This is a genomic window from Janibacter sp. HTCC2649 (genome assembly GCF_000152705.1).
Classification (GTDB): Bacteria; Actinomycetota; Actinomycetes; order Actinomycetales; family Dermatophilaceae; genus Knoellia.
The window spans coordinates 2,670,713-2,695,783 of record NZ_CH672413.1 but is presented as its reverse complement, the minus strand read 5'-3'; the positions used below and the strand labels follow the sequence as shown (position 1 = coordinate 2,695,783).

The 25,071-nt window shown below is 68.6% G+C and carries 27 protein-coding genes and 1 tRNA gene; 13 read left to right on the top strand and 15 right to left on the bottom strand.

The genetic code is table 11. The annotated features are described in order from the left end of the window. Together JNB_RS12880 and JNB_RS12875 are read right to left on the bottom strand one after the other, a co-directional pair. The gene (locus tag JNB_RS12880) at positions 1-546 is read right to left on the bottom strand and encodes an FHA domain-containing protein (RefSeq protein ID WP_009776926.1); all 546 of its coding nucleotides are present in this window, start codon (positions 544-546) and stop codon (positions 1-3) included. Between the two features lie 18 nt (positions 547-564). Continuing rightward, a complete protein-coding gene (locus JNB_RS12875) occupies positions 565-1,491 on the bottom strand; it encodes a DUF3662 and FHA domain-containing protein (RefSeq protein WP_009776925.1) in 927 nt (308 codons plus the stop codon). Positions 1,492-1,723: 232 nt separating this feature from the next. Between JNB_RS12875 and JNB_RS21730 the strand changes: the two genes are divergently transcribed. After that, positions 1,724-2,884, top strand: a complete 1,161-nt coding sequence (locus JNB_RS21730) for an NYN domain-containing protein (protein WP_009776924.1) — start codon at positions 1,724-1,726, stop codon at positions 2,882-2,884. Between the two features lie 65 nt (positions 2,885-2,949). Here the strand turns inward: JNB_RS21730 and JNB_RS12865 are convergent, their stop codons facing one another. After that, positions 2,950-3,459, bottom strand: coding sequence for a DUF4188 domain-containing protein (locus JNB_RS12865; RefSeq protein WP_009776923.1), 510 nt, complete (start codon positions 3,457-3,459; stop codon positions 2,950-2,952). Positions 3,460-3,628: 169 nt separating this feature from the next. Between JNB_RS12865 and JNB_RS12860 the strand changes: the two genes are divergently transcribed. The 3 genes from JNB_RS12860 (at position 3,629) to JNB_RS12850 (ending at position 5,610) form a co-directional block, all read left to right on the top strand. Beyond that, entirely contained in the window at positions 3,629-4,240 is a 612-nt protein-coding gene (locus JNB_RS12860) for a MerR family transcriptional regulator (RefSeq protein WP_009776922.1), read from the top strand. Then, positions 4,237-5,475, top strand: a complete 1,239-nt coding sequence (locus tag JNB_RS12855; RefSeq protein WP_009776921.1) for a glycosyltransferase — start codon at positions 4,237-4,239, stop codon at positions 5,473-5,475. The genes JNB_RS12860 and JNB_RS12855 overlap by 4 nt, the downstream gene beginning before the upstream one ends. Positions 5,476-5,527: 52 nt before the next feature. Beyond that, positions 5,528-5,610: transfer RNA gene (locus JNB_RS12850), tRNA-Leu, on the top strand. 39 nt (positions 5,611-5,649) lie between these two features. Here JNB_RS12850 and JNB_RS12845 read toward each other — a convergent pair. From JNB_RS12845 to JNB_RS12835, 3 genes are all read right to left on the bottom strand, one after another. After that, on the bottom strand, positions 5,650-6,093 hold the full coding sequence (locus JNB_RS12845) for a transposase (RefSeq protein ID WP_256364585.1): 444 nt from the start codon (positions 6,091-6,093) through the stop codon (positions 5,650-5,652). Between the two features lie 13 nt (positions 6,094-6,106). Further along, positions 6,107-7,219, bottom strand: a complete 1,113-nt coding sequence (locus tag JNB_RS12840) for an IS110 family transposase (protein WP_009774909.1) — start codon at positions 7,217-7,219, stop codon at positions 6,107-6,109. A gap of 195 nt (positions 7,220-7,414) precedes the next feature. After that, the gene (locus tag JNB_RS12835) at positions 7,415-8,200 is read right to left on the bottom strand and encodes a DDE-type integrase/transposase/recombinase (protein WP_237700658.1); all 786 of its coding nucleotides are present in this window, start codon (positions 8,198-8,200) and stop codon (positions 7,415-7,417) included. A 203-nt stretch (positions 8,201-8,403) separates the two neighbouring features. On the opposite strand from JNB_RS12835, the gene JNB_RS12830 reads away from it, so the two are divergent. Continuing rightward, positions 8,404-9,219 (top strand): LLM class flavin-dependent oxidoreductase, encoded by an 816-nt coding sequence (locus tag JNB_RS12830; protein WP_009776918.1) that lies wholly within the window; start codon positions 8,404-8,406, stop codon positions 9,217-9,219. Between the two features lie 18 nt (positions 9,220-9,237). On the opposite strand, the gene JNB_RS12825 is transcribed toward JNB_RS12830, so the two are convergent. From JNB_RS12825 to JNB_RS12810, 4 genes are all read right to left on the bottom strand, one after another. Beyond that, positions 9,238-9,699, bottom strand: a complete 462-nt coding sequence (locus JNB_RS12825; RefSeq protein ID WP_009776917.1) for an SRPBCC family protein — start codon at positions 9,697-9,699, stop codon at positions 9,238-9,240. A gap of 39 nt (positions 9,700-9,738) precedes the next feature. Beyond that, positions 9,739-10,314 (bottom strand): dihydrofolate reductase family protein, encoded by a 576-nt coding sequence (locus tag JNB_RS12820; protein WP_009776916.1) that lies wholly within the window; start codon positions 10,312-10,314, stop codon positions 9,739-9,741. A gap of 89 nt (positions 10,315-10,403) precedes the next feature. Next, positions 10,404-11,051 (bottom strand): hypothetical protein, encoded by a 648-nt coding sequence (locus JNB_RS12815; RefSeq protein WP_009776915.1) that lies wholly within the window; start codon positions 11,049-11,051, stop codon positions 10,404-10,406. A gap of 163 nt (positions 11,052-11,214) precedes the next feature. Further along, entirely contained in the window at positions 11,215-11,556 is a 342-nt protein-coding gene (locus tag JNB_RS12810) for an MmcQ/YjbR family DNA-binding protein (protein ID WP_009776914.1), read from the bottom strand. A gap of 40 nt (positions 11,557-11,596) precedes the next feature. On the opposite strand from JNB_RS12810, the gene JNB_RS12805 reads away from it, so the two are divergent. Further along, entirely contained in the window at positions 11,597-12,553 is a 957-nt protein-coding gene (locus JNB_RS12805) for an SDR family NAD(P)-dependent oxidoreductase (protein ID WP_009776913.1), read from the top strand. Here the strand turns inward: JNB_RS12805 and JNB_RS12800 are convergent. Together JNB_RS12800 and JNB_RS12795 are read right to left on the bottom strand one after the other, a co-directional pair. Beyond that, positions 12,543-13,208, bottom strand: a complete 666-nt coding sequence (locus JNB_RS12800; RefSeq protein ID WP_148232415.1) for a hypothetical protein — start codon at positions 13,206-13,208, stop codon at positions 12,543-12,545. The two genes, JNB_RS12805 and JNB_RS12800, sit on opposite strands and share 11 nt — an antisense overlap. Then, positions 13,205-14,008: a hypothetical protein gene (locus JNB_RS12795; RefSeq protein ID WP_009776911.1), complete on the bottom strand. Its 804-nt coding sequence runs from the start codon at positions 14,006-14,008 to the stop codon at positions 13,205-13,207. Before JNB_RS12795 ends, JNB_RS12800 begins: the two co-directional genes overlap by 4 nt. Before the next feature lie 126 nt (positions 14,009-14,134). Here JNB_RS12795 and JNB_RS12790 point away from each other — a divergent pair, with 126 nt between their 5' ends. Next, the gene (locus tag JNB_RS12790) at positions 14,135-17,377 is read left to right on the top strand and encodes a P-loop NTPase fold protein (RefSeq protein WP_083784483.1); all 3,243 of its coding nucleotides are present in this window, start codon (positions 14,135-14,137) and stop codon (positions 17,375-17,377) included. Between the two features lie 13 nt (positions 17,378-17,390). Here JNB_RS12790 and JNB_RS12785 read toward each other — a convergent pair whose 3' ends face one another. Continuing rightward, positions 17,391-18,452 (bottom strand): MBL fold metallo-hydrolase, encoded by a 1,062-nt coding sequence (locus JNB_RS12785; protein WP_009776909.1) that lies wholly within the window; start codon positions 18,450-18,452, stop codon positions 17,391-17,393. Between the two features lie 155 nt (positions 18,453-18,607). Between JNB_RS12785 and JNB_RS12780 the strand changes: the two genes are divergently transcribed. Genes JNB_RS12780 through JNB_RS12770 form a run of 3 tightly spaced genes read left to right on the top strand, consistent with a single transcriptional unit; the run spans position 18,608 to position 20,936 of the window. Next, on the top strand, positions 18,608-18,982 hold the full coding sequence (locus tag JNB_RS12780; RefSeq protein WP_237700657.1) for a GntR family transcriptional regulator: 375 nt from the start codon (positions 18,608-18,610) through the stop codon (positions 18,980-18,982). Continuing rightward, positions 18,979-19,899: an ABC transporter ATP-binding protein gene (locus tag JNB_RS12775; RefSeq protein ID WP_009776907.1), complete on the top strand. Its 921-nt coding sequence runs from the start codon at positions 18,979-18,981 to the stop codon at positions 19,897-19,899. The genes JNB_RS12780 and JNB_RS12775 overlap by 4 nt, the downstream gene beginning before the upstream one ends. Then, positions 19,896-20,936, top strand: coding sequence for an ABC transporter permease subunit (locus JNB_RS12770; protein ID WP_009776906.1), 1,041 nt, complete (start codon positions 19,896-19,898; stop codon positions 20,934-20,936). The genes JNB_RS12775 and JNB_RS12770 overlap by 4 nt, the downstream gene beginning before the upstream one ends. Before the next feature lie 34 nt (positions 20,937-20,970). Here the strand turns inward: JNB_RS12770 and JNB_RS12765 are convergent, their stop codons facing one another. Next, positions 20,971-21,843, bottom strand: coding sequence for an alpha/beta fold hydrolase (locus JNB_RS12765; RefSeq protein WP_237700656.1), 873 nt, complete (start codon positions 21,841-21,843; stop codon positions 20,971-20,973). A 125-nt stretch (positions 21,844-21,968) separates the two neighbouring features. On the opposite strand from JNB_RS12765, the gene JNB_RS12760 reads away from it, so the two are divergent. Both JNB_RS12760 and JNB_RS12755 read left to right on the top strand, forming a co-directional pair. Beyond that, the gene (locus tag JNB_RS12760) at positions 21,969-23,186 is read left to right on the top strand and encodes a hypothetical protein (protein ID WP_009776904.1); all 1,218 of its coding nucleotides are present in this window, start codon (positions 21,969-21,971) and stop codon (positions 23,184-23,186) included. A 131-nt stretch (positions 23,187-23,317) separates the two neighbouring features. After that, a complete protein-coding gene (locus JNB_RS12755; protein ID WP_009776903.1) occupies positions 23,318-23,668 on the top strand; it encodes a YciI family protein in 351 nt (116 codons plus the stop codon). Positions 23,669-23,685: 17 nt separating this feature from the next. Here the strand turns inward: JNB_RS12755 and JNB_RS12750 are convergent, their stop codons facing one another. Further along, positions 23,686-24,054, bottom strand: a complete 369-nt coding sequence (locus JNB_RS12750) for a nuclear transport factor 2 family protein (RefSeq protein ID WP_009776902.1) — start codon at positions 24,052-24,054, stop codon at positions 23,686-23,688. Positions 24,055-24,136: 82 nt separating this feature from the next. Between JNB_RS12750 and JNB_RS12745 the strand changes: the two genes are divergently transcribed. Then, positions 24,137-25,045: an RNA polymerase subunit sigma-70 gene (locus JNB_RS12745; RefSeq protein ID WP_040883793.1), complete on the top strand. Its 909-nt coding sequence runs from the start codon at positions 24,137-24,139 to the stop codon at positions 25,043-25,045. The last annotated feature ends 26 nt before the right edge of the window (positions 25,046-25,071 follow it).

The following is a 25,071-nucleotide window of genomic DNA, read 5'->3' as shown; positions in this document are numbered from 1 at the left end:
CTACCTCCGCAGCTCGACGACGGTCGTGCCGAACCTGATTTCGCTACCGGCCGTCACGGGCGTCGGTGTGGTGAGCCGCAGTTGGCCGATGAACGTGCCGTTGGTGGAGCCGAGGTCCTCGACCATCCAGCCTTCGGGGCCCTTGTAGATGCGGGCGTGCCGACCGGATGCGAAGTCGTCCTCGAGCACGAGCGCCGACTCGGGGCTGCGGCCGACGAGGGTGCCGGACTCGCGCAGCGGCAGGCTCGTGCCGGCGAGTGGGCCGCTCGTGACGCGGAGGTGGTTGGGCTCGCGCTCGGCGGGGCGGGCGTTGAAGCGCCGGCCGGTCGGCCGGGGGGTGACGGGGCGCTGTTCGGCGGGGACCGCAGCGGGGTTGCCCCCACGGGGGACGGGGCGCGGGGTGGCCGCGCGCTGTCCCGGAGCCCGACGCGGGGTCACCTGGGTGCCGTAGAGGTCCCCCCGCAGAACGCCGACGACGGCGATGACGAAGGCCCAGAGCGCGACGAGGAGCCCGAGGCGCATGAGGGTGATGGTGAGTTCACTCATCCCAGGTGCTCACTTCTGTCATTTTCTACCGGCACGATAAGTGACTGAGGTGCGCCCGACAGTGATCCGGTCACCGTCCTCGAGGTGCTCAGACGTGACACGCTCGCCACCCACGAACGTGCCATTGGTGGAACCCAGGTCGCGGATCGTCGCGACAGTGTGCGGACCGTCCTGCGTCACGCGAATTTCGCTGTGCTGACGGGAGATTCCCGGGTCGTCGAGGATGATGTCGGCGCTGTCGTCGCGGCCGAGGATCGTGATCGCACCCATGAGCGGGTAGCGCTCGCCGTCGACGTCGAGCCATGGTCGGTCGGCCGGGTTGGTGCGCTTCTTCTTGGCAGGCGGCTTCGCCGGCCGGTATGCCGCCGTCTCGCCGAGGTCGTCGTCGACCGGTTCGTGACGTGGTCGGCTCGGGGCCGGACGGGCTGGGCGCGCTGGGGCGGGGGTGGGCACGGGGGGTGCGACGGCAGCGGCGGGTGACTCGCCGGCATACGCGTCGTCGTAGTCCTCGTCGTCGTAGGCCGTGGCCCGGCGGACGGGCTGGTGCTGGCCGGTCATTCCCGTCGCGCGGGGGCGCTTGGCGGTGCTGGGGCGGATGCGGAAGACACCCGTCTCGAGATCGGCATCCTCGTCGAAGAGGATGTCGATGGGGCCGCCGGGCTGGTAGTGCTGGCTGTCGGCGTGCTCCTCGGCGGCGGCGATGAGTTCGTTCTCGAGCTCCTGGCCGTGGTCGGTGAGGCGCTCGAAGTCGGTCTCGCTGAGCTCGATCGTGAAGACGTTGGGGACGACGCTGCGGGAGCGGCCGGAACTGGCGGCGCGGTCATCCATGGCGCGACGGATGGCGCTCGCGATCTCGACGGGCTGGACCTCGGCGCGGAACGCCTTGGCGAAGACACCGTTGACGGCGCGCTCGAGCTTGCCTTCCATGCGGTCGAACAGGCCCATGGCGCGCCTCCTTTGGTCGTGCGATCGGTGCTGCGGTCAGCGGTGAGTCGGTCGTCGGTCCGGCTCGATGCTATCCGGCGGGGCTGTGGTGACTCGTGAGGCTGGCGTGAACTCCCTTTCCCGATAGGTCCACGGGGCCAAAGGCGCGGGATGGCGCGCGTTTGGCCCCATGAAGGTGGGGAGGTTTGGGCGTCGGGTCCGGAATTGGCGTTCGGGTTGAGACAGTGGGGGCATGAGGTCCTACTGCGCGGTCTATGTCGACGTCGGCTACCTCCTCGCTTCGGCGGCGACGCGCGTCACCGGGTCATCGCTGCGCAGCGGCATCGAGGTCGACTACCCCGGCCTCATCGCGGGCCTCGTCGCGCAGGTCGAGGCCGACTCGGGGCTGCCGCTGCTGCGGGTCAACTGGTACGACTCGGGCGCGCGCTCCGGTGGTCAGCCCGACTACCACCAGGACCAGATCGGCCTCCTCCCCCGCATCAAGCTCCGCCTCGGACGTCTCTCGTATGCCGGTGAGCAGAAGGGTGTCGACGTGCGCCTTGGTCTCGACCTGGCGTTGCAGGGGAGGGCCCGGGTCGCGGATGTCGTCTACCTCGTCTCCGGCGACGACGACCTCACCGAAGCCGTCGAAGAGGCCCAGAGCGCCGGCGTCCAGGTCGTGCTGCTCAGCGTTCCCGGGTTGAACGGACACGGTCACGCCGTCTCCAAGCACCTTCGTCGCGCGGCCGACGGCGAGCAGCCGATCGACGCCGAGATCATCGACCGGTGCGTGCGGTCGCGGGCCATCCCCGAAGGCCTCATCCCGGTCGAGGCGGCCGGGCACGAGCAGGTCTCCGAGTCGGGCCAGCCGGGCGACGTCCCGGTTGGCGAGCAGGTGGTGGCGCCCGACGGCGAGTCCCCGGACGTGCGCGCCGAGAGCGCCGCCGGCACGCCTGCCGCAAGCCAGCCCGAAGCACCGTGTGCCGAACCCGAGCCTGCCGGAGCCACGCCCCCTGCAGCCCCGACTCCGGCGGCGCCCACCCCGTCCGCTCCCCCGACCCCGGCAGTGTTCGGTCGCAAGCGGGCCACCGAGGTCGTCCTCCCCTCGGCCCAGACCACGCCCACCTGGTCGACGACCACCGGCGACCTGCCCGTGGTTGACGCCGACGGAGTGTTCAACCCCGAACTCATCGACGTCGTCGCCAAGAACGTGCTCGACTCCTGGTGCCGCACGGCCACTCCCGACGACCTCGTCGCCCTGCGCGCTGCGAAGCCGACCATCCCGGGCGAGCTCGACCGCGCGCTGCTGCTCGACCTGTCGGGCCGGGCCGGGGTCTACGACATCGACGACGCGAGTCGGCAGGACGTCCGCGAACGCTTCTGGTTCCACGTCGCTCGCGTCCGCCTCGCCTGACCCATCCCTCCAACGTCTGCGGATGTGGCTGCTCTGGCGACCGCAAGCGCAGACGCAAGGGGTGGTCAGCTGAGGGTGGCGCCGAGGCGTTCACGGGCGCCCCGACCGCGCTGCATCACGAGCACCGTCCCCGTGATCTTGCCCAGGCCCACCTTGGCGCCGTTGCCATAGATCGACTCGATGTGACCGGCCGGGACGGCATACGTCTCGTGCCAGATGCCCACAGCCCCCGGGTGCTTGCGGGCGGCCGCGTTGAAGGCCTGCCATGCCGGGAGATGCTTGCTCTCGGCCCGCCTCGCATAGGCGTACAGCAGGTCCGTGTTGCGCCACCACTGCACGATGAAGGGACCTTGGGCTCCGAAAAGCGTTGCGGCGCCCATGAATCCCAGGTCCTCCGCGTCCCCGTGCCCGGCCGCCGCCTTGTTGCGCTCCAGCTCGGCGAGCATCTTGGGCATGGCCGCAAAGACGGGCATCCAGAGGTCGGGGCGGTGCCACTTCCGGATCGTCATGCCGATGTGGAAGACGACGATCTCGCCATCATGCGCGTGGGTCGTGTGGGTGACGCGGTCGGCCATGACCTGCTCCTGTTGGGATAGTTGGACTACCTGATGCGCTCTCCAGTTTGGAGAGGTCTACTATCCAATGTCAAGGAGTTTCCGTATCGCTCCGGCTACCGCACCCCAAGTGGGGTGATTGCCCCACTTGGGGTGCGGTAGCCGGGAATCAAAGGCGTGGAGGTATGCCGTGCGGCTGGCCGAGTTGTCCGACACCACTGGCGTGGCGGTCGCGACGCTGAAGTACTACCTGCGCGAGGGGCTGCTGCACCCGGGGCGGGCGGTGTCGCGGACCCAGTCCGACTACGACGAGACCCATGTCGAGCGGGTGCGGCTGGTCCGCGCTCTCAGCGAGGTCGGCGGGTTGTCGCTCGCGACGATCGGGCGAGTCCTCGACGTCATCACGTCGCCCGGCCAGGACTGGATCACGGTGCTCTCGACGGCCCAGCGCTCACTCGTCGGTGGACGGGAGGCCCGCGTCGTCGACAACCTCGGTCGGGCGTCGGCCTGGGTGACCGCCCGCGGGTGGCACGTCGACCCGGAGGACCCGTTCATCGACGACCTCGACCGCGCGTGGGCCGCCTGCGACGACGTCGGACTCGGCCTCGACGAAGAGCGGATGAACGCCTACGCCGACCACGTCGAGGGCGTCGCCGAGATCGACGTGCGGACGGTTCCCGCCGACCCGGAAGGCGCGATCCGCCAGGTCATCCTCGGCACGGTGCTCGTCGATCCCGTCCTCGCCGCTCTGCGCCGGCTGGCCCAGCAGCACGTCTCGATGGGGCGCGCCGCTCAGCGATGAAGGTCAACATCATGGCCGCGGGTTCGCGCGGCGACGTCCAGCCGATGGTGGCGCTCGGGGTGGGGCTGACCCGCGCCGGGCACGACGTCACGATCTGCGCCGGCAACGACTTCGAGGGCTTCGTCACCGGCCACGGACTCGCCTTCGTCCCGGCCGGCGTACGCATCGACGAACTCATCGCCTCCCCCCTCGGCGTCGAATGGCTCGGGCACTCGAGCCGCAACCCCTTCCGCGAGCTCTCCGCCCTGCGCCGCTTCGTGCGCCAATCGACCCAGGGGTATGCCGGCGCGCTCGTTCCACTCGTCGGTTCCGCTGACCTGTGGGTGAGTGGAGTGCTCACCGTCCACGCTGTCGATGCCCTGGTGTCGGTCGGCGGTGGAAGGCACGTGGTGGCCGAGTTCGCCCCGATGCGGCCGACGCGATCCGGTGCGGCGACGATGCAGCCGGCGTTCACGACGCGGTCGTCGATCGCGAATCTCATTGCGGGACAGGGGACCTTGCAGACGATGTCCTCGGTCTTCGCCCCGCCCGGTGACCGGTTGAGGGCTGAGCTCGGACTTCCGGCGACGGGTCGACGCGGGTTCCTCGACGCGATCAGGCGGACCCCCGGAGTGCTGGCCGCATCGCCTCTCGTCGTGCCTCCGCCCTCCGACTGGCACGGCACCTCGGAGGCCACGGGGTATTGGTTCCTCGACGAAAAGGCAACGTACACAACGGAACCGGCGCTCGCGGCATACCTGAAGGAAGGTTCGAAACCGGCATATGTCGGTTTCGGTTCGATGTCGACTCGTGAAGCCGCGGCGACGAGCGAGGTGGTTGCCGAGGCAGCGCGAAAGGCTGGGGTTCGGGTCGTGCTGCACGCGGGGGCGGCCGGTCTGGGGTCGACCGATGACGAGTGGGTGCAGGTGGTCGGGGACGTGCCGCACGCGTGGCTCTTCGAGCGGATGGCGGGCGTCGTGCACCACGGTGGGGCCGGGACGACGGCGGCGGCGTTGCGGGCCGGGGTGCCGCAGGCGGTCGTGGCGCACATCGGGGACCAGCCGTACTGGGCGCGACGGGTGTGGGAGCTCGGCGTCGGGGCGCGACCGGTGCGGCGGCACCAGCTGTCGGCGGAGTGGCTGACGGAGGTGCTGCGCGGGTTCGCTCGAGGTGAGAGCGCCGCGCGGGCGGCGGCCGTGGGCGCCGAGATCCGGCGTGAGGACGGCGTCGGGCGGGCGGTCGCCCTGCTCACCTGAGGGACCCATTTGGAGACAGGCGCGTGTCTACGGCACACTGGACCAGTTCCAAGCGCAAGTGGCGGAACGGCAGACGCGCTGCGTTCAGGTCGCAGTGTCCGAAAGGGCGTGGGGGTTCAAATCCCCCCTTGCGCACGTTGTGATGTCTCAGGACATCGGCAAGACCCCGAACCCTCACGGGTTCGGGGTTTCTTGCGTTTGGGGTTGGTATTTGCAGGTGGGGTCGAGGGTGAGCTGGCGGAGGAGTTCGCCGGTGGTGGCGTCGACGATCAGGATGTCTAGGCCGTTGACCAGCGCTTTTACGGTGGTGCCGTCGTAGCGGCGGCCGATGCCGATGGAGTAGAGCGTCCCGCCGTGGCGCAGGGTGATCTTGCCGTTGTTGATCTTGTCGGTGCGCACTCGGGAGTGGGTGTGGCCTGTGGGTTCGGGCTGAGGGTTCGCTTTCGGCATGGACATGTAGACGGCTGCTGGGGTTCGCCGTTTCAGGGAGCGGTGGGGCCGGTCGTGGTTGTACTCGCGACGGAATTGGTCGATCAGGGTTTGGAGCTCGCCGATCGTGGCGGGCTGGGTCGGCTGTTTGCTGAGCCACTTCTTCATTGTTTGTTGGAAGCGTTCGATGCTCCTATGTTCGTCAAGCGGCAGTTTCGACCGTGCGCGCGAGTGGGTCCGCGATGGCGGGTGTGGGCAGGTTGTTGAAGACCTCGCGGGCGATGTAACGCTTGAGGCACCGGATGATCTCGCGTTTGCTCAGGCCCTCGGCGGTTCGGCGCTCGACGTATTCACGAGTTGGTTGGTGGTGGCGCATCCGGACGAGCGTGACGATGTACAGCGCGCTGTTGGCGGCCCGGTCACCACCTCGGCTGAGGCGGTGTCTCCCGCGGGTGCGGCCGCTGCTGGCAGGTTGAGGCGCGACACCGCAAAGCTTCGCGAACGCGGCCTCGTTGCGGATCCGATCAGTGTTGTCACCGGCGGTGACGAGGAACTGGCCGGCGATCTCTACTCCGACGCCATGCAGCTCCAGCAGTTCCGGTGCAGCCGCCTGGACGAGGGCCTCGATCTGCTTGTTCAGAGTCTTGATCTCGGCGTCGAGGCCCTTCCAGCGGCGGGCCAAATCCCGCAGCGCGGTCTTGACCCCTGCCATCAGCATCCGGTTGGGGTCGTGGGCCAAAGACTGCAGGTCATCAGTTTCCGGACGTAGCCCGAGGCAGCGGTTGACTAAGGTTCGTTTGCTGAGGATCACCAGTTCGTCACGCAACGGTGACGGGGAACCGATCATTACCCCGAACAGGGTGTTGAACGCCTGCGTGCGCGCTTTCACGGCACTGGTGCGGGTCACTCGTAAGGTGCGGATCACCTCAACGGCACCGGACTTGGCCTTCGGGGTTGCTGTCGACGTTTCGCCGAGTACGGCGCGCGCGATCTGCTCGGCGTCCAGGCGATCAGATTTGCCATCCATGCGCCTGGCTGCCCGGTTGGGTCGGTTGACTTCGACCACTCGTTCACCAGCGGTCGTGAGCGCCCTGGTCAGCGTCGCGCCGAAGGAGCCGGTGCTCTCGACGCCGATTGCCTGCACGGTCCCGTGCTGGCGAATCCAGCCCAGGAGCGCCTGGTAGCCCGAATCGTTTGCCGGGAACTCGTGGTGGCCGAGCAACCTGCCGTGGTCGTCGATGGCTGCTGCGTAGTGGGTGTGCTTGTGGGTGTCGACGCCGCCAATCACGGTGACAGTCGCGGTGGTGGTTGTCATGCTGGATTTCGCTCCTCCGTTAGGGCTGATCTGACGGATGCGGCGAACCGGCCGGACGGACGACAGGTCTGTGACGGGGCTTCTAGTCCAAGCTCCTATCAGGTCAGTTCCGTCTGGCCGGTGCGCGCCACGGCGCTGCACCAGCACCGGTCGACAAATCGAACGCAGGACACCTTGGTCATACCTTGGCCGGGGTCAGACCGGGCCGGTGCAGCGCCTACCAACATGCTCACAGACCTTGCCCTGGGTTTGAGGGTGGTTTCCGCGTCCGTTCTTTTGGCGGATGCCGAGGGTGGCGAGCTCGGTTTCGAACGCGTTGCGTCCACCGCGGCGGCCTTGGCCCGCATGGCGCACGGTGTACACCATGCCGTTGTCGGTCAGGGTGCCTGCGGGACAGCCGTGTTCAGTGATGGCGGCCCGGAAGGTGCCCAGGACGAGCTGGCCGGTGATGCGGTTGTGGGCGCTGATGTGCAGGGCGTACCTGGAGTGGTCATCGAGCCAGGTGATGACCTCGACGTCGGTGCCCGTGGTGAGCCGGTAATGGGTGAAGTCGGACTGCCAGCACTCGTTGGGTTGGGCGGCTTCGAAGCGCAGGTACGCGCTCTTGGGTTTCTTCTTCGGCTCCGGCGTGACGCGGCCCTGGCGGGTCAACGTGCGGGCGATGGTCGCCCGTGAGGGCACTCGCACCAGGGTGTCTGACTGTTCGAGGTGCCAGTGGATCGTTTCCGGGCCGGCGTCGTGACCGGCTGCGACGAGCCGGTCGCGCTGGGCAAGGATCGCCTCGATGACCTCGCCACCGATCGCTGTCGGTGAGGACTTCGGCCGACGTGATCGCGGCTCGTATGCGGCCTCGCCCTCATCACGAAACCGGGCCATCAGGCGGGACACCCACGCCTGCGAGGCGTCGTAACGCCGCGCGGCGTCCGCCTGACTCAGGCCTTCGACAGTGATAGCGGTGATGACCAGCTTCGCTCGAGACACCACCCCATCGCAGCGCCACGGCCTTGCCTATGTCTTGAGACATGCCTTGCGGATGTCCTGAGACTCAACACCCCCTTGCGCACGTTTGTCCCTCGGGACATCGAAGAAACCCCGGACCTCACGGTTCGGGGTTTCTTGCGTGGGGGGGGGGTGCCGTCGTTGCGACCTTCACACGGGGCGCAGCCTGTGGATAGCGTGAAGTCATGCCCTTCATCGAGGAGCCTTTTCGGTTTGGTGTGGTGACGCCGGTCGGGGACGGCCCGGCGACGTGGCGCGACGAGGTGCGGCGCATCGCCGACCTCGGCTACTCGACGGTGCTGATGCCTGACGTGCCGGGATGGCAGCCAGCACCCGGCCCGGCGTTGGCCGTCGCAGCGGGCCTCGCGGACATTCGGGTGGGCACCTGGGTGTGCGCGTCGCCGCTGCGGCCCGCCTCGACCCTGGCGTGGGAGGCGCACTCCCTGACGCAGCTGACCGATGGCCGCTTCGACCTCGGCATCGGGACCGGCCGGCCCGGACTGGACGACCTGCTGCGCGAGCTCGACCTGCCGACGCTCACCCCGGGCCAACGGGTGGAGCGCATCCGAGATGTGGTTGCCCTGCTGCGGGAGTACGACGGCCCGAACGTGCACACGCCGGTGGCGATGGCCGTTCGCGGTCCCAAGGCACGCGCCCTCGCCGCCGAGATCGCCGACATCGTCACGTTCCCCTCGTCGCCGGACGACCGGCGGGAGGACGTGGACCAGATGGCGAGAGACCTGCGGGCGATCCGTGAGATCCCCGTCGCGCTGCACGTCTCGTTCGTCGGGGACACCGCCGCGCCGTTCATGACCGGCCCCGGCGTCGACCCGGCCCAGCTCCGCGCGGCGGACTCGTTGGCGATCCTGCCGGCCGACCCTGCTGCCGCTGTGGAGGAGCTGCAGCGACGCCGGGAGGAGATCGGCGCCACCCACGTCGTCATCGGCTCCAACTCCGCCGAAACCCTTGCCCCGGTGGTCGCTCGGCTCGCAGGCCACTAGCGACGTTTCGCGCGCGGGTCAGCGAGGCTCGAACGATGTCGCGAGGGCCTGCAGCGTGGCGGCACGCTCCCGCCGCGCGATCCGGGCGAGCACCGGCGTGGCCAGGCGGTAGGTGCCCGCAGTCCGCAGTCTCGCCCGGTGAAGCACGAGCGTCGTGTCGGGACCGGTCCCTGTGAGCGAGTAGCCCGGCCAACCCTCGGCCTTGGTCTTGCCCGCCTTCGTCGTGTCCCACCAGTGGAAGACGATCGTGTGGGGTGCCTCGAACTCGACGATCTCGCCCGGCGTGGCACCGAAGGACGTCGTGTCGAGGTAGGTCGTGCCGAGCTGAGGCGGGCCGGATGAGGTGACCTCCGTGCGACGCAGGATGCTCCCCTGCCGGGGCATCCAGTCGTCGTAGCGAGTGATGTCAGCCAGCCGCGCGAAGACGTCCTCGATGGGCGCGTGAACGGTCCGCGTCAGCTCGAACTCGACGACACCCATGCCTCATCGTCCGCCTCCCCGCGGTCGGCGGCAAGACCCTCAGTGGAGGGTGGGGCGGTAGGTGAGCTCCTGGGTGCGGCCGTCGAGGGTGAGTGCCTCGAGCAGCTCCAGGTCGAAGTCAGCCGCCCCGCCGAAGATCGGCTCCGTACCGTTCTGGCCGGTGATGACCGGGAAGACCGAGACCTGGACGCGATCGACGAGACCGGCGGCCAGGAGGGCGCGGTTCATCGACAGGCTGCCGTGCGATCGAAGCGGCACGTCGGACCCGGCCTTGAGCCGGGCAACGACGTCGACGGCGTCGCCGCTGATGACGGTGGCGTCCGGCCAGTCGAGGGGTTCGCGCAGCGTCGTCGAGACGACGGTGGCCGGCAGGTTGACCATGCGGGTGACCCACGGGTCGCGGACGTCCGAGTCCTCGGTGCTCGCGGCCAGCATGCCCGCGAACGCGCGATAGGTGTTGGCGCCGAAGACCATCCGCTGCTCACCGGCATACAAGGAATTGCGGTGTTCGAGCAGCTCGGGCCCCTGCTTGCCCCAGTAGCCGGTCCAGTCACCGGTCGCGGTGCCGAATCCGTCGAGACTGCAGAAGACGTCCCAGGTGTAGGTGGCGGTCATGGTGTTCCTCCTCGTGCGGGTCAGCCCGGGTGGCTGTCCTTCACTTCACCTACGAACGGCATCCGCCCGATACGACACTCGACGCAATCTCAGCCCGCGTGGGAGTCGGAGCGCGTGACGATGACGGCCTTGAGTGGCGCGAGGGTGTCTTCCAGGGCGAGGACTGCTGACTCGGGGACAAGGTGCTCGCGCAGCGCGTTGGCGAAGGGCGCGTGCAGCTTGTCCCAGACGGGTTCGGTGATGTGTGCCCCGCCGGCGGCGACGAACTGGACGTGGGCGTCGGCCAGACGTCGCACCGTGCCGACGGTGAGGCCTTCGCCGGTCAGCTCCATGACGATGGACATGACGTGGCGCTGGAGGGTGGGCCGGTCCATCGAGCCGAACCAGGGCTTGAGCAGCTGGTCGCCGGAGATCCGGTCGGCGATGCTCTGGATCACCCCGGACCAGGCGTTGCCGTCGGAGTAGTAGCGCAGCCAGTCGAGCAGCGGCACGTCCGAGGACCGCGCACGCAGCATCGGGGGCGAGGTGAGCCGGTGGCTGGCCGGGCGGTCGGGGAAGGGGATTGACCGCGCCGGCTCTGGCGTGGGCGCAGGCTTGGTCACCGACGCAGGCTTGGTTGTCGGTGTCGGCGCGGCCTCGGCGAGCTGGGCCCGATGGTCGCGCATCATCCGATGGCGGGCGACGAGTCCTCCGACGACAAGGAGCACGCCGACGGCAATCATGAGCCACGGCCACATCGTGCATCCCTTTCGCCGACCCCGAACAGCCCTTGCTGGGACAGACTCTCTCAGGTCCGACCGTGAGCGCCAGACCCGGGCGGAAGTGCTCGGCATACCCGCTGGAGAGGTGTCTTTGCATCACGTGCCGAAGCAAAGACACCTCGCGCGGCGTTGACTCCGGTCACCGACCGGCCATGGGCCAGAGCTTTTGGGGGACGACCAGGCACCAGGCGTCGAGGACGAGCTCGGTCATGCGCTCCACGTCGAGGCGATCAAGGTGCGCCTCCACCCAGTTGAAGCGCAGGTCCGAGGGGTGCGGCAGGAGGAACACGTCCGGCTCACTCTCGACGAGGGCCGCGCGCTCCTCCTTCGGGAACGCGAACCCCATCTCGGTCTCCGCCTGGTTGAACGCGAGCCACACGATGCTTCCGACCCGGAACTTCACCCGGTCGCGCACGATCACCTCGTAGCTGCGAGGCAACCCGTCCGCCACTGCGCGCACGTCGTCGATCGTGACCGGCATGCGTCCAGCGTGGCACTCCCCACCGACGTAGGGTCGAGTGATGACACTGCGACCCCTGGCCCGTGCGCTCGACACCGTGCTCGACCGAGCGGTCGTGCCCGGCTTTTCCAGCATTGGGTATGCCGTGCGCCGTCGCCTTCCGACGTGGCCGGCCGACCCGGCCGTCGGAGCCCTGGCGGGCCGCCACGTCGCCGTCACCGGCGCCACCTCTGGCCTCGGTGTCGCGACGGCCCACCAGCTCAGCGAGCTCGGCGCCCACGTCCACCTCATCGTCCGCAACGCCGACAAGGCGACGGAGGTCGCTGCCGACCTTCCCGGACCGTCGACGACGTGGGTGTGTGACCTCGGCGATCTCGACAGCGTGCGTGACTGCGCCAGCCGCATCGTGGCGGCCGGCCTGGAGCTCCACGCCCTCGTCCACAACGCGGGGGCCATGCCGCCGGAGCGCACCGAGTCGCCCCAGGGTCACGAGCTGTCGATGTCCTTGCACGTCCTTGGACCGGTCCTGCTCACCGAACTGCTCCTGCCGGCCCTCACGGGTCACGAGGCCCGCGTCGTCCTCGTCACGTCTGGAGGGATGTACGCGCAGAAACTGCCGGTCGACGACCCCGACTACGAGCGCGGGGAGTACTCCGGTGCCACGGCCTACGCCCGGAGCAAGCGCACCCAGGTGGAGCTCCTACCGATCCTCACGAGCCGATGGGCCGCTGCTGGGGTCGCGGTCTACGCCATGCACCCCGGCTGGGCGGCGACTCCCGGCGTGACCGACTCGCTGCCGACGTTCGACAGGGTGCTCGGGCCGATCCTGCGCGATGCCGACTCCGGAGCCGACACGACGACCTGGCTCGTCGCCGCCACTCCGCGACCGCGTGGCGGAGGACTCTGGATGGACCGTCGCGAGCGGCCCACCGCCTACCTCGGCCGCAACCGTCCCAGCTCGGACGAACGCCGCCGCGTGTGGGAGTGGGTGGCCGCCTCCTTGGACGTCATTCCGTGACAGGCGGATGGGTCAGCAGGTCGCGGGCGCGCTCGACCGGCGCGTCAGTGGCGAGCTCGTCCCGGGCTGCCGACGAGGTCGCGTAGAGCCAGACCATCTCCTGGTAGGGCAGTAGTGGCAGTTGGCGATGCGGCAGCCCGATGGCGTCGTGCCTGACGACCCCCCGCCGCCCGAACAGCGGGAGCATGTGGTGGACAGGGACGACTGGCCTCGTGGTCTCGACGATGAGCTCCGTGGGGGTGGTGACCAGCCCCGTGACGTCGTCCCACGGGACGAAGACCTCGGAGCCGCCATAGAGCTGGTGCAGGCCTTCTGGGGTGAAGGTCAGCGTCCCGTCCCCTGCCCTGCCGGTCACGCGCGCCCACCCGACGTAGGCCATGAGCCCGCCACCGATGAGGAAGAGCCCGGCGGCATACAGCGACGAGTTGAGGTACCACAGGCCGAGCGCCAGGACGGCGACGACGATGATCACCGCGATGACATTGACCGTCGGGTGACCCCGCTGGGGGTGGATCGCCAGCCCCGTCTTCCCCTGCGCTGAGCCCGTCGTGACGACGTCCTCGATCGGGCGCCGCCACCGGGTGAGCAGGATGATGCCGATCGGGACCGCCAGCACGGCCGCGAGGGCGGCGATGCCGCCGAGGGTCTCCATCACGACCTCGCCTTCCCGAGACTGGTGTCGAGGACGCGTTGGTAGGCAGCCACGTCGGGGTTCTCGTCGCTGAGGATCCGGAACAGGGCCGCGCGCAGCATGGCCTGGCGCCGCGCTCCCCCGGGCCATTCGCCCAACACCGCCGGGTCCGCGCCCATCCACGTCACGGCGTCGAGGACGCACACGGCTTCGGCCCAGAGCGCGGGCCGCCAGTACGGCGACACGTCGATCACGAACGGGATGCCCGTCGCGTCGAGGAGGACGTTGCCGGCGAGGTCGCCGTGGACCAGCTGGTCGGGTCCCAGGCTGGTCGTGTCGAGCTCGGCCATGAGCCGGGAGACGAGCGCTCCAACAGCAGTGGGTATGCCGCTGGGCTGGCTCTCGCCGAACGCGATCCGTTCCGCTGTGGCCCAGCGGTCGTCACGGCGGTTGATGCCCAGGGGCGCTGTGGCGACTTTGGCCGCGAGGCGAGCATGAAGCAGCCGGCCGGTGGCGAGGAGGACGTCGAGGTCCGTGCACGGACGAGTGCCGGGCTCGAATCTCGTTGCGCCCCAACCGTTTGCGACCCACTTGAGATCGCGCGTCGGGATGGGCATCGCCAGGCGGATCGACCGCGGCCGCTCGTGGTCGAGCTCAGCGGAGAGCGGCGCGATGATCGGGTTGAGCCAGTTGGCCGTGCGCTCGCTGCGGCCGGGCGACAGGACGAGGTCGCCCGCGAGGACGCTCTGCCCCTGTCCGCCGCCGAGGGGCACGGAGTCCTCGGGCACGGCATACAGGTCAAAGACCGCAGCGGAAGGCTTCACCCGACGCACGCTAGACCGTCCAGTTCGTCGCGTGTCCACGGCCATGAAATCGGTGGGCAAAAGGCCTGTCGCGAGGGCCTGTTGGGGAGGACAGTGGAGGCACGAAAGAACGGGATCGGAGGGCACATGAGCGTGAGCCAATCCCCTTCGTCCAGCTCGAGCAGCGTGCCGTACGGCGAAGCGCGCGATCCCGTCGTGGCGATCATCGAGAACGCCGGCCACGAAGCCGACCCGAGAGTGCTCGAGATCGCTCGGCTGGCGGCCGCAGCGCACGCGCAGCGACTCGTGGATCGGCGAGCGGACGGATCCGCGGTCAACCGGAGCACCTTCCTGTGGGCGCTCGCGCGGATGGACGACAGGGTCCGGACGGCGCTCGAGCGGAACTCGGTTGGTCTCGGCGCATGGCAGAACGAGATTGGGATCCGCACTGAGCAAGCACCGCACGTCGGCCCCTACGTGCTGTCCGCGGACTTGGAACGAGCCCTGAGGACCTATGTCGGTTCTCCTCAGGCGGGTCCCCTGACGGTCACACCTTCATCGCTGGCGGTGGCGGTTCTGGAGGACATCGTGGCCCACGGTGGCCTCGTCGGTGACCGGCTCATCACACTGGGAACGACCGCCGACGCGGTTCTCTCGACGCTTCGCGGAGGGGGAACCGACGGCTCGAGTGGACAGCCAGAGGCGGAGGGCGATGACCTGCCGCGGATGCGCGACATCACGCCGCTCCAGTTCGGGGTCGTGCTCCCGCCAGACACGTCCGACCCCGGCCCCTACGTCCCTCGGGACGTCGATGACGCGTTGCGCCAGCAGCTGCGAGAGGGCTTGCCGGTCGTGGCCGTCGTGGCTCCGCCCGTGAGCGGGGCGGTTCGCACGGTCTACGAGGCGTTGCGTCGAGAGCGTTCTGACGACCGGGTGCTGCTCCTGCACGAGGCCCTGAACCCGGTCCGGAGTGACCGGGCGACCAGCGTCGAGGACCTCGACCGACTGCTCGCCAAGGGCCCTGACGTGGTCTGGGTCCGTGTCCTGGGCGAGCTGGTCCGCCTGGACTCGGTCGTCAGGGACTGGCTCCTCGCTCGCCGTGACACGCTCGCCGCGACCGTGGTCCTCATCGTGCGTCCCGAAGACGTGGAGTTGGCGGCCGGACTCGGCCTCGCGCCTGCCAGCCGGTTGGAGCTCACCGCCGAGCTCTCGGAGGACGAGGGGTCGCGGGCCCGGTCACTCTACGAAGGCGAGGTCCCTGCGGTGTCCGCCCTCGTGGGTGCGACGGTTCGCCGTCGCGGCGTCGTGCGGGCCAACTTCGCCGCCGACTCGGCCGCTGCGGGTCTGCTCGAACCGGACACCGACGATCTCGGCGTCCGAGCGGACGTCGACATGCTCGCCAAGCTCATCGCCTCCAGGGACGTGAAGCCGCCCCTGTCCATCGGCCTCTTCGGGCCGTGGGGATCCGGCAAGAGCTTCCTCATGCACCAGGTCCAGCTGCGGATCAAGGACCTGGCCGAGCGATCCCAACCCCACCCTGCGACGCTCGACTCCCATGCCGCCGAGAGCAACGCTCCGCAGACGACGGGCTACCTGACCGAGGTCATCCCGGTCGAGTTCAACGCGTGGCAGTACGCGCACGGCACCGCGCTGTGGGCCGCCCTCATCAACAAGGTCTTCGAGCAGGTCCGGGTGGAGCTCACCAAGCAGCATCGCTACGAGGAGGTGATGCAGAAGCTCGCCGACAAGGACCTCGCCGTCGTGAAGGCCCGGGTGAGGTTGGACGCGGCGAAGCAGAAGGTCACCGATGCCCTTCCCGCGGCCGACGACCGGCAGATCGAGGAGGTCGTCAACAAGCACGACGACATCTCCACCGCCGAGGCGAAGAAGGTGGAGATCGGCCTGCAGGTGACCCTCGCGACGTCCCAGATGAGCGAGCTCAAGGACGAGTACGACCGCCTCAGGCCCCTCGCCGCCCAGGTCGCACAGGGCTGGTCCGCAGCATCGCGGGCGCGCCAGATCTTCGTCGTCGCCTGCCTCCTGGTTGTCGGTGCTCTCGGACTTCTTGTCGTCGTCAAACCCGACCTGATGGCCGCCCTGCTGGGGGCCGTCGTCGCCATCCTCGGCGCCGTCCTGCCCGTGCTCGGACCCGTCCGGCAAGGGCTCGAGCAGGCCCGCAAGATCCTGCGCGCCGACGCGAGGGACAAGGACGAGCTGCGTCGAGCGGAGGTGGACCTCGCCCGCGCGACCAACGACATGCAGTCGGCCAAGATGTCGGGGCTCGCCGGCCTCTACGGGTTCGTCGACGATCGCAGCAAGGCCGCCGAGTACCTCCAGCCCCTCGGGATGGCGCCGATGATTCGTGACGACCTCCAAAGGCTCGCCGACCTCGCTCGCGGCAAGGACGGCATACCCGGCATTGATCGGATCGTCATCTACATCGACGACCTGGACCGCTGTCCTGCATCCCAGGTCGTCCAGGTGCTCGAGGCGGTGAACCTGTTGTTCGGCTTCGAGCTCTTCGTCGTCATCGTCGCGGTCGACTCCCGCTGGCTGCTGCGATCCCTGGACACCGAGTTCAGCGCGGCCTTTGACAAGAACGACGCTGCGGCGCCGACCCCGCAGAACTACCTCGAGAAGATCATCCAGATCCCGTTCTGGGTCCAGCCGATGAAGCCTCCGGGTTTTGGGCGGCTCATCACGAGTCTGGCCGGTGAGGTCACCCAGTCGCCGGCCCCCACGACGCCCGATGGCACCAACGCACCGGGCGACCTCGACGACGCCACCCATCCCACGGAAACCAACCCGTGGATCGCGGGCCATGGCGGGCCGGCCGACGACCCGGACCCAGACGGTCAGCAGGGGGAACCGGTGACCGAGACTGCGCACGGTGAGGGTGGGGGCGATGGCACGACCACCACCGGCACGACCGACGACACCCCACCGGACGACCTCAACCCCGAAGCGCTGCGGCTCACGTCCGACGAGCGCGACTGCATGACGACGTTCCTCCCGCTCGTCGGCACGCCTCGCGCGGCCAAGAGGTTCATCAACACCTACCAGCTCTTGCGGGTGACCGTCGCTGACGTGGACGCCTTCCTGGCCGCCAAGGAGTACGAACCGGTGCTCGTCCTCCTCGCGTTGGTGACCGGCACCGTTCCTGTCAGGGATCCGATGATCGCCGACTTGGCGACGATGACCGAGCCGGACTTCGGCGCCTTCCTCGCGGCGTCCGTGAAGGGCGACTCAACGGGAGTTCCCCCGAGGCCCGAATGGCAGACCATCGCTGACGCCTGCGCGACTCTCGCCACCGGAACCCTCACCCCCGAGCTCATCGCGACGTGGCTGCCCAAGGTGGCCCGCTACTCCTTCCACCACGTCGAGTGGTGAGCCGGACCGGAGGTCAGGGGACCGGCGCGAAGACGACCCCCACCGGGGTGTCCTCGCGGGTGGCCAGGCCCCGGGCCACGAGGAGCTCCAGGTGGGCCTTGGTCTCCTGCGCCGCCAAGCCCTGGTTGAAGAGGTCGAGCTCGCCGAACGAACGCTCGTGCCGGGTCCACCCCAGCTCGTGAGCGACATCGAATCCCGTGGCCGGACCGTGCGCGAGGGCGGCGAGGCTGAGGGTGAGGCGGTGCTCGTGGTGGGCGAGCAGCTCGTCCACTCGGGCGTGCGACGACGGCGCCACCGGTCCGTGGGCCGGCAGCAGGCGCAGGTCGGGCAGCGTCCGCACCTTGGTCAGTGAGGCCATGAAGTCGCCCAGGGGGTCGATCGGTGCCGGGGCCGTGAAACCGATGGACGGGGTGATGGTCGGCAGGACGTGGTCACCGGCGAAGAGCACCTGCTCCGAGGTGTCGGCGAAGACGAAGTGGCCCGGCGTGTGCCCGGGGGTGTGGACGGCGTCGAGGGTGCGCGCACCGACGGCGATGCTGTGGTCTCCGTCGAGCCAGGTGTCGGGGTACCTCCACATCGCGGGGTCGGGCGCATCACCCGGTGCGCGCCGCCAGCCCTCCACGAGGGAACCGGCTCCCGCCGTGACGAGACCCCTCAGGATGGCCTCCTGCGCTGCGCCCTCCGGTCCGAGCAGCAGGTCCAGGGCGGGTTTCTCGTCGGCCCCGAGGGAGACCGGCGCACCGTGGTCGCCACCGATCACCGCGGCCATCGTGTAGTGGTCGCGGTGCACGTGCGTCACGAGGAAGCGCCGGATGTCGGCGAAGCCGGCCCCGATCTGACGCAGTGACCGCTCCAGGACCGAGCGTGCCGCCTCGATCGCCCAGCCGCCATCGATGAGGACCAGTCCGTCGTCGGTCTCGAGCACATAGACGTTGACGGCCTTGAGGCCGTCGAGCGGCAACGGCAACGGAATGCGGTGTATGCCGTCCGCCACCTGCCATGCCCCCTCGGCAGACCAGTGCTCACCGGAGTCCGGTGACACCGCATTGGCGGTCGACGCACCAGAGGAGGTCATCGGGTTCCTCTGCTGGAGGTGAGCACGAAGTGGAGTCCTGTCGTCGGGGAAGTCCGAGGTGCCACTGTCTCATCGGCTGCCCCTTGTCACGTCAGCATCAGTGACCTATTGTGCTAGTTACCTAGTGGAATGAGGTTCTGATCATCGAGTTCTCGTTGGACGCGCGGTCGGGTGTCTCGCCCTACCTCCAAGTGGTCCAGCAGGTGCGCCGGGCACTGCGTCTCGGCCTGCTGGAGAAGGGGGACCAGCTCCCCACCGTCAAGGACGTCGTCGCCAGCCTGGCGATCAATCCCAACACCGTGCTCAAGGCCTACCGCGAGCTGGAGCGTGACGGCCTCGTCGCCGCCCGCCCCGGCGTCGGCACCTTCGTGACGCGGACCCTGGCCAGTTCTTCGCTGGCCGCCCACGAGCCGCTGCGCCGCGACCTCGCCAAGTGGCTCGCGAAGGCGCGGCTCGCGGGCCTTGATGACGAGAGCATCGAGGACCTGTTCACGAACACCTTTCGTGCCGCCGACGAGGACATAGCGTGAGCGCGATCCTCGCGGCGAGCGGACTGGGCAAGCGCTACCGCCGCACCTGGGCGTTGAGGAACTGCACGCTCGACATCCCGCAGGGCTGCGTCACCGGCCTCGTCGGCCCCAACGGTGCCGGCAAGACGACGCTCCTCAACCTCGCCGTCGGGATGCTCGAGCCGACCGAGGGCACCATCGAGGTCTGCGGTGGTCGGCCCGCTGCCGACGCGGGCCAGCTGGCCAAGGTCGGCTACGTCGCGCAGGACACCCCGACCTACTCCAGCCTCAGCATCGCCGACCACCTCCGCATGGGCGCGCACCTCAACCCGCGCTGGGACGCGTCCATCGCGCAGTCGCGCATCGCCGCCCTCGGGCTCGACCCGAAGCAGAAGGCCGGCAAGCTCTCCGGCGGCCAGCGGGCCCAGCTCGCCCTCACCCTCGGACTCGCCAAGCGTCCGGACCTCCTCATCCTCGACGAGCCCGTCGCCAGCCTCGACCCGCTGGCCCGGCGCGAGTTCCTGCAGGCGCTCATGGAGGCGGTCGCCGAGAACGAGCTCAGCGTGCTGCTCTCCTCGCACGTCGTCTCCGACCTCGAGCGCGTGTGCGACCACGTCGTCGTGCTCGTCGACTCCGAAGTCCGGGTCGAGGGCGACGTCGAGTCCCTCCTCGACAGCCACCACCGGCTCACCGGGCCGCGGCGCGACGCGGCGACGCTGCCGGCCGACCAGTACGTCGTCGCCGAGAGCCACACCGATCGCCAGTCGACGTTCGTCATCCGCACCGCCGAGCCGATCCTCGACCCGGCGTGGTCGGTGGGCGCGCTCGGTCTCGAGGACCTCGTCCTGGCCTACATGGAACAGGCGGCCCGCTCAGGTCGCGCCGTCGCGACCCCACCGGCGCCAGCGACCCGACCGACCCTGGAGGTGTTGGGATGACCTGGTTGATCTGGCGGCAGATCCGCACGCAGTTCCTCGCCGTCCATGCGCTCGTCGCGGCTGGCGCTGTCGTCCTGGCGGTGTCCGGGCCGCGACTCGCAGACCTCACACCGGTGGACGGCAGCATCTTCAGCCAGCTGACCCAGCTCGACCGGTTCACCTACTACTCCGGCATCGTCGTCCTCGCGGTCGTCCCTGCGCTGATCGGCATCTTCTGGGGTGCTCCGCTCGTCGCCCGCGAGCTCGAGAACGGCACGCACCGCCTCGCCTGGAACCAGTCGGTGACCCGCACCCGCTGGCTCGCCGCCAAGCTCGGCGTCGCCACCCTCGCCACCGCGCTCGCGGTCGGCACGCTCACGCTCGCGGTGACGTGGTGGACCAACCCGCTGGACGGCATACAGAGTGAAACGCGCGGCAGTCTGCCGTCGCGCCTCGCTCCCGTGGCGTTCGCGATGCGCGGCATCGTTCCCATCTCGTATGCCGTGTTCGCCCTCGTTCTCGGCGTCACCCTCGGCATCCTGTTGCGTCGCTCGCTCCCGGCGATGGCGCTCACGCTGGCGATCTATGTCGTCGTCCAGATCGCGGTGCCGTTCGTCGTGCGCGCGAACCTCATCCCGACGCAGACCCAGACCGTCGCGATCTCGATGGACACGATGGCCGGGCTTGGCTCCCAAGGGGGCAGCGACGTCGTCGAGTTCCAGGCGCAGGCCAAGGACCCCGGCGACTGGGTGATCGCGAACGACACGGTCGACTCCACCGGCAAGGTCACCGGACTGCCCGCCTGGTTCGCCAAGTGCATGCCGCAGCCGCCGCGCCAGCCGCCTTCGGGCAGTGGGGATGTGCCGTCACAGGCCCCCGCAGCGTCGCTCGACGCGTGCTTCGACCGGCTCGCGACGGAGGGCTACCAGCAGCGGGTCGTCGTCCAGCCCGTCTCCCACTTCTGGCCGCTCCAGTGGGCCGAAACCGGTCTGTATGCCGCCGTGTCCGCGCTGCTCGCCGGCCTCGCCTTCTGGTGGACGAAGCGCAAGCTGTCGTAGGAAGCGGGCGGTGAGCTCACGGCCTTCGGCATCCTCAGTCGGGCGTCGTGGTCGCGAAGCCCATCGCGACAAGTAGTTCGCGAGGCCGATATGTCCAAGGAAGGTGCCACTCGCCGTGTCGGCTTGGAGTTTCAACAACCTCCAAGGAGGGGACGTAGCGCCTCCATCCCTGGATCGAGCGTGGAACGTCGACGACAGGGTCGAGGGCGGATTGTGGTGCGGACAGGTACGTGGCTCTGCGGACTGCGGGTAGGGCCTTGCTGATCTCGCGCGGGTCGAAGTCGGCGATGTACCGCGCCTGAGCGGCAAGGGTCCACGTGCCCAAGCCGTGGTTGTACGCATTGCCCTCGTCCACAGCCACGGTGCTCACCCCGGCTTCAGGATCAGGAAGAGTTTGAAAGCGTGAAATGAGCCGCCACCCAAGGGAGCTCACGACGCCCCCACGGTAGATCTGGGAGAAGGCGAACAGGGCTGACGATCTACGAACCGTCGCTTGTGAGATCGGTGCGGCGTCGAGGAACAGCTCGACCGAATGGAATTCGGACATGGACGAGTCCTGGGCGAGGCGCCCAAGAAAGCGTGTGGCAACCATGCCCCCCATGGAGCCGGCGAGCACGACAATCCGATCAGGTGATGCCTGCTCTATCTCCTGCCGCACCAAGGCGTAGATGGCGTCGTCGTCAATGTCGCCCTCGGGATACTGCACTGCGACGACGTGCACTGGCTGCCCAAGGGCGGCGGTGAACGCATCATGGCTCGAGCACCCGTCTGCTGCGAAGCCCGGGAAGACGAGGAGCAGAGGTAGGCCGCTTTCCGACGGGGACTTCGTGCACAGGTGGGGAGTTCGGTCTGTCTGCACGAAGAATCCGCTGGAGAAATCCAGCAGTGCGACCAGGCAAGCGGCCACGAATACTCGCCTCGCGATCGTGCCCGCACGCTGTTTCACAGCCAATTCCCATCATTCATGCCTGCGCGGTCAGCCAGTCCAACAAGATTGGATCACACTCGGTCGCGCGTCAGTCGGGAGTATTCATGATCGCCGTCATCCTCGTCGCTGCCTTGTTGGTGTGGGGCATTGCCGCTCGTGCTCCGGAACCAGAGGGTGCCTCCAAAACCTTCATCGGCCTCGCCACGGTAGGAACGTTTCTGCTCACCAAGTTGGGCCTGAGCGTGGCACCCGTGGCGTGGAGTGCGAGTTCGGCGATGATCGCGCTCCTCGTCCTTCTCATGGCTGCGCTACCTCCGCTGGTAGGACTGGCGGAAGGGCGACTTTCGCGACATGGCAGCAAGGTGTACGAGTCGTCACGATTCGTGAGCCACTTGCTGGCCAACCTCGTCGGCGCGGCCGCGATCGTCGCCCTCGTTCTCGCAGCCAGGCGGGTCGCCGCCGGCGCTGGTGCCGCCCGTCAGGCCGCGGAACAGCTCACCCTTGACGTCACCATTCCCTTGGCAGTTCTCATAGCCCTTGCCTTCGCAGTGGCTGAGCAGCAACGGGTTCGACTGCAACCTGAACGCAATGACGACATCACCGGCTATTCCCTCCTGCATTTCCACGCATTCCTCAACAGCCTCTGGCTCGCGATCACCGTCTTCGCCGGAACCTCGTCGGTCATTCTTCTCCTCGAGGTCCAGATCGCCACGTGGGAAACAGGCAACGCCCAGCCGATTCCGTGGGTGACTTTCCTGGCGGTACTCGCAGGGATGGCGTTCGTCCTCAAATGCGGCCTCGAAGCGACGCATGACTCGGCGACCTACGTCACCTTCGCCACCGGCGCCCCGGGGATGTTGGCCCTGGCTGTCGCCTTCCTCGCGCGCTCGAGCTCGTCAGGTGCACCGTTCTATCTGCTCGCGTTGACCATCGTCATTGGGGTGGTTCTGTCGGTTGTCCTGGCTCTGCGGATGGAACGCGGGTACCCGTGGTGGGTTCACGTGGCCACGTCCATGGTTCTGATGACAACGGCCGCGGTGACAGCCGTTCGAGGACTCCCGATGTGGGGTGCGACGAGCCTGTTGTTCGTGGGGTTCTTGATCTATGTCTGCTACGTCGTTGGGATCATGATGCGCCTGCGCGAGGGGCTGCGCCTGCGCGGCCTGCGGCGCTCGATACCCACGCACTATTGGACTGCCTTCCTCATTCTCAGTGTCATCATGCTCACCGTCTCTGCGCCCACCCTTGAGCAGACGATTTGCCCGCATCTGGGTGCGGGCGATGTGTGCGCCCAGCTTGCGCCGAACTCGGCTGGCAACTGACTCCGAGTACGTCGGCTCGACCACATTCTTCGTTTCGAGAGAGGATGCTGCTGTCGATTCCGGGTCGCCTCGTTCGTCATGGAGGTGACGCGGGCACCGGGTCCGCCGACACTTCGCACAGAGGAGCACCCATGACCGACTACCTCATCTACTTCAACCAGCAGTGGGTCGGTGACCACTCCGAGGAGTGGTTCCTCTCGCGGGTCGAGCCCTCGGTGGCCGTCATGCAAGAGATGCAGGAGGCCGGCGTCTACGTCTTCGCCGGCGGGCTCGAGGAGGGGGCACCGGTCTACGCCGCCGACGCGACGAGTGGCGAGGTCGTCATCTCCGATGGACCCTTCGTCGAGACGACCGAGTTCCTGGGTGGGTTCTGCGTCATCAGGGTGCCGGACGACGAGACCGCGAAGATGTGGGCGGGCAAGGTGGCCGTCGGATGTGGCTGGCCGCAGGAGGTCCGGCGCATCGGCGCCATGCCGGACTAGCAGGGCGAACCACGTCGTCAGCGTGCGGCCCGAACCACCTCGCCGCGCGCCAGAGCGAAGGGCAGCCGGTCGAAGATGATCCGGATCTCGGTGATCAGCCCCTCGCTGACAGCGTGAACCTCTGCGGCCGGTGCGCTGGGGACGGCCGCATTGGCGGTGTCGTAGACGAGGGTGGACTCCTGCGCATCACCACCACTCGCGAGGAGGTTCGAGTGGGTGAGCATCGCGGCGAACGGCCCCATGAACCCCGCGACGGCGTCTCTGCCCTGGAGTGGGCCGGCGGGTGTGAGGCAGACGACGTCCTCAGCGAGCAGCGCCCACGCGGTGTCGGTGTCGCCGGTGGTCCATGCGCGGAAGTACGCGAGCGAGGTCTCTAGTGGTGTCACGGTGATCTCTCCTTGAACGTCGATGAGGTGATGAGAGATGGACACCGCCCCGAACCCGATCGGAACGCTGCACGATGGAACCGTGGCTGACGCAACGACGCTGAACTCCGCAGTTGCCGGGGACGATGCGGCCTTCGCCGCCCTGGTGCGCCCCTTCGAGAGGGAGCTGCACGTGCACTGCTACCGGCTGCTCGGCTCGGTCCATGCCGCCGATGACGCCCTGCAGGAGACCCTGCTGTCGGCGTGGCGCGCCCTCGGGCAGTTCGAGGGGCGCTCCTCCCTGCGGACCTGGCTCTACCGGATCGCGACCTCGCGGTGCCTCAACGCCATCCGTGATGGGGCCCGCCGACCGCAGGCAGCACCCTTGCCACCCTTCGACCCACCCGAGCCGACGAGCCGGGAGTCCGTGACGTGGCTCGAGCCCTACCCCGGGTGGCTGCTCGGCCCCGAGGAAACCCTCACCGCGCGCGCGGGCATCGAGATCGCGTTCATCGCAGCCCTTCAGTCCCTGCCACCACGACAGACTGCGGCTCTCGTGCTGTGCGACGTCCTCGACTTCCGGCTGTCAGAGGTGTCGGAAATGCTGGGCAGCACCGTGACCGCCACGAAGGGTCTGCTACAGCGAGCCCGCGCCGCCATGCCACCGGGTGTCGACCTGGCTCCCGCTGACGCCGAGGTGGCGCTGGCCGCGAAGCTGGCGGATGCCTATGCCCGCGATGACGTCGACGGCGTCGTGGCTCTGTTGACCGACGACGCCTGGTTGAGGATGCCTCCAGCGCCGCACTGCTACCAGGGGGTCGACGCCATCAGCCGTTTCCTTCGGGTCAGTGCCGCAGGTCGTGGCGGGCGCTACGAGCTGGTGACTGTGGGCTGGGAAGGTGGGCACCCGGCATACGCATGCCTGCTGGACGGTGAGGACCGTGGACGGCTCGTGATCACCGCAAGCCCGGACGGACAAGCCGTGAGCGCCGTCCACCGCTTCCTGGCCTGACCGCTTGGCGGTCACCCTGAGGTAGC

Bases quoted from the DNA above. Each gene is read 5' to 3' on its own strand.
- JNB_RS12880 (WP_009776926.1), bottom strand. From the start codon at position 546: ATGAGTGAACTCACCATCACCCTCATGCGCCTCGGGCTCCTCGTCGCG.
- JNB_RS12875 (WP_009776925.1), bottom strand. From the start codon at position 1,491: ATGGGCCTGTTCGACCGCATGGAAGGCAAGCTCGAGCGCGCCGTCAAC.
- JNB_RS21730 (WP_009776924.1), top strand. From the start codon at position 1,724: ATGAGGTCCTACTGCGCGGTCTATGTCGACGTCGGCTACCTCCTCGCT.
- JNB_RS12865 (WP_009776923.1), bottom strand. From the start codon at position 3,459: ATGGCCGACCGCGTCACCCACACGACCCACGCGCATGATGGCGAGATC.
- JNB_RS12855 (WP_009776921.1), top strand. From the start codon at position 4,237: ATGAAGGTCAACATCATGGCCGCGGGTTCGCGCGGCGACGTCCAGCCG.
- JNB_RS12840 (WP_009774909.1), bottom strand. From the start codon at position 7,219: ATGACAACCACCACCGCGACTGTCACCGTGATTGGCGGCGTCGACACC.
- JNB_RS12830 (WP_009776918.1), top strand. From the start codon at position 8,404: ATGCCCTTCATCGAGGAGCCTTTTCGGTTTGGTGTGGTGACGCCGGTC.
- JNB_RS12825 (WP_009776917.1), bottom strand. From the start codon at position 9,699: ATGGGTGTCGTCGAGTTCGAGCTGACGCGGACCGTTCACGCGCCCATC.
- JNB_RS12820 (WP_009776916.1), bottom strand. From the start codon at position 10,314: ATGACCGCCACCTACACCTGGGACGTCTTCTGCAGTCTCGACGGATTC.
- JNB_RS12815 (WP_009776915.1), bottom strand. From the start codon at position 11,051: ATGTGGCCGTGGCTCATGATTGCCGTCGGCGTGCTCCTTGTCGTCGGA.
- JNB_RS12810 (WP_009776914.1), bottom strand. From the start codon at position 11,556: ATGCCGGTCACGATCGACGACGTGCGCGCAGTGGCGGACGGGTTGCCT.
- JNB_RS12805 (WP_009776913.1), top strand. From the start codon at position 11,597: ATGACACTGCGACCCCTGGCCCGTGCGCTCGACACCGTGCTCGACCGA.
- JNB_RS12790 (WP_083784483.1), top strand. From the start codon at position 14,135: ATGAGCGTGAGCCAATCCCCTTCGTCCAGCTCGAGCAGCGTGCCGTAC.
- JNB_RS12785 (WP_009776909.1), bottom strand. From the start codon at position 18,452: ATGACCTCCTCTGGTGCGTCGACCGCCAATGCGGTGTCACCGGACTCC.
- JNB_RS12770 (WP_009776906.1), top strand. From the start codon at position 19,896: ATGACCTGGTTGATCTGGCGGCAGATCCGCACGCAGTTCCTCGCCGTC.
- JNB_RS12760 (WP_009776904.1), top strand. From the start codon at position 21,969: ATGATCGCCGTCATCCTCGTCGCTGCCTTGTTGGTGTGGGGCATTGCC.
- JNB_RS12755 (WP_009776903.1), top strand. From the start codon at position 23,318: ATGACCGACTACCTCATCTACTTCAACCAGCAGTGGGTCGGTGACCAC.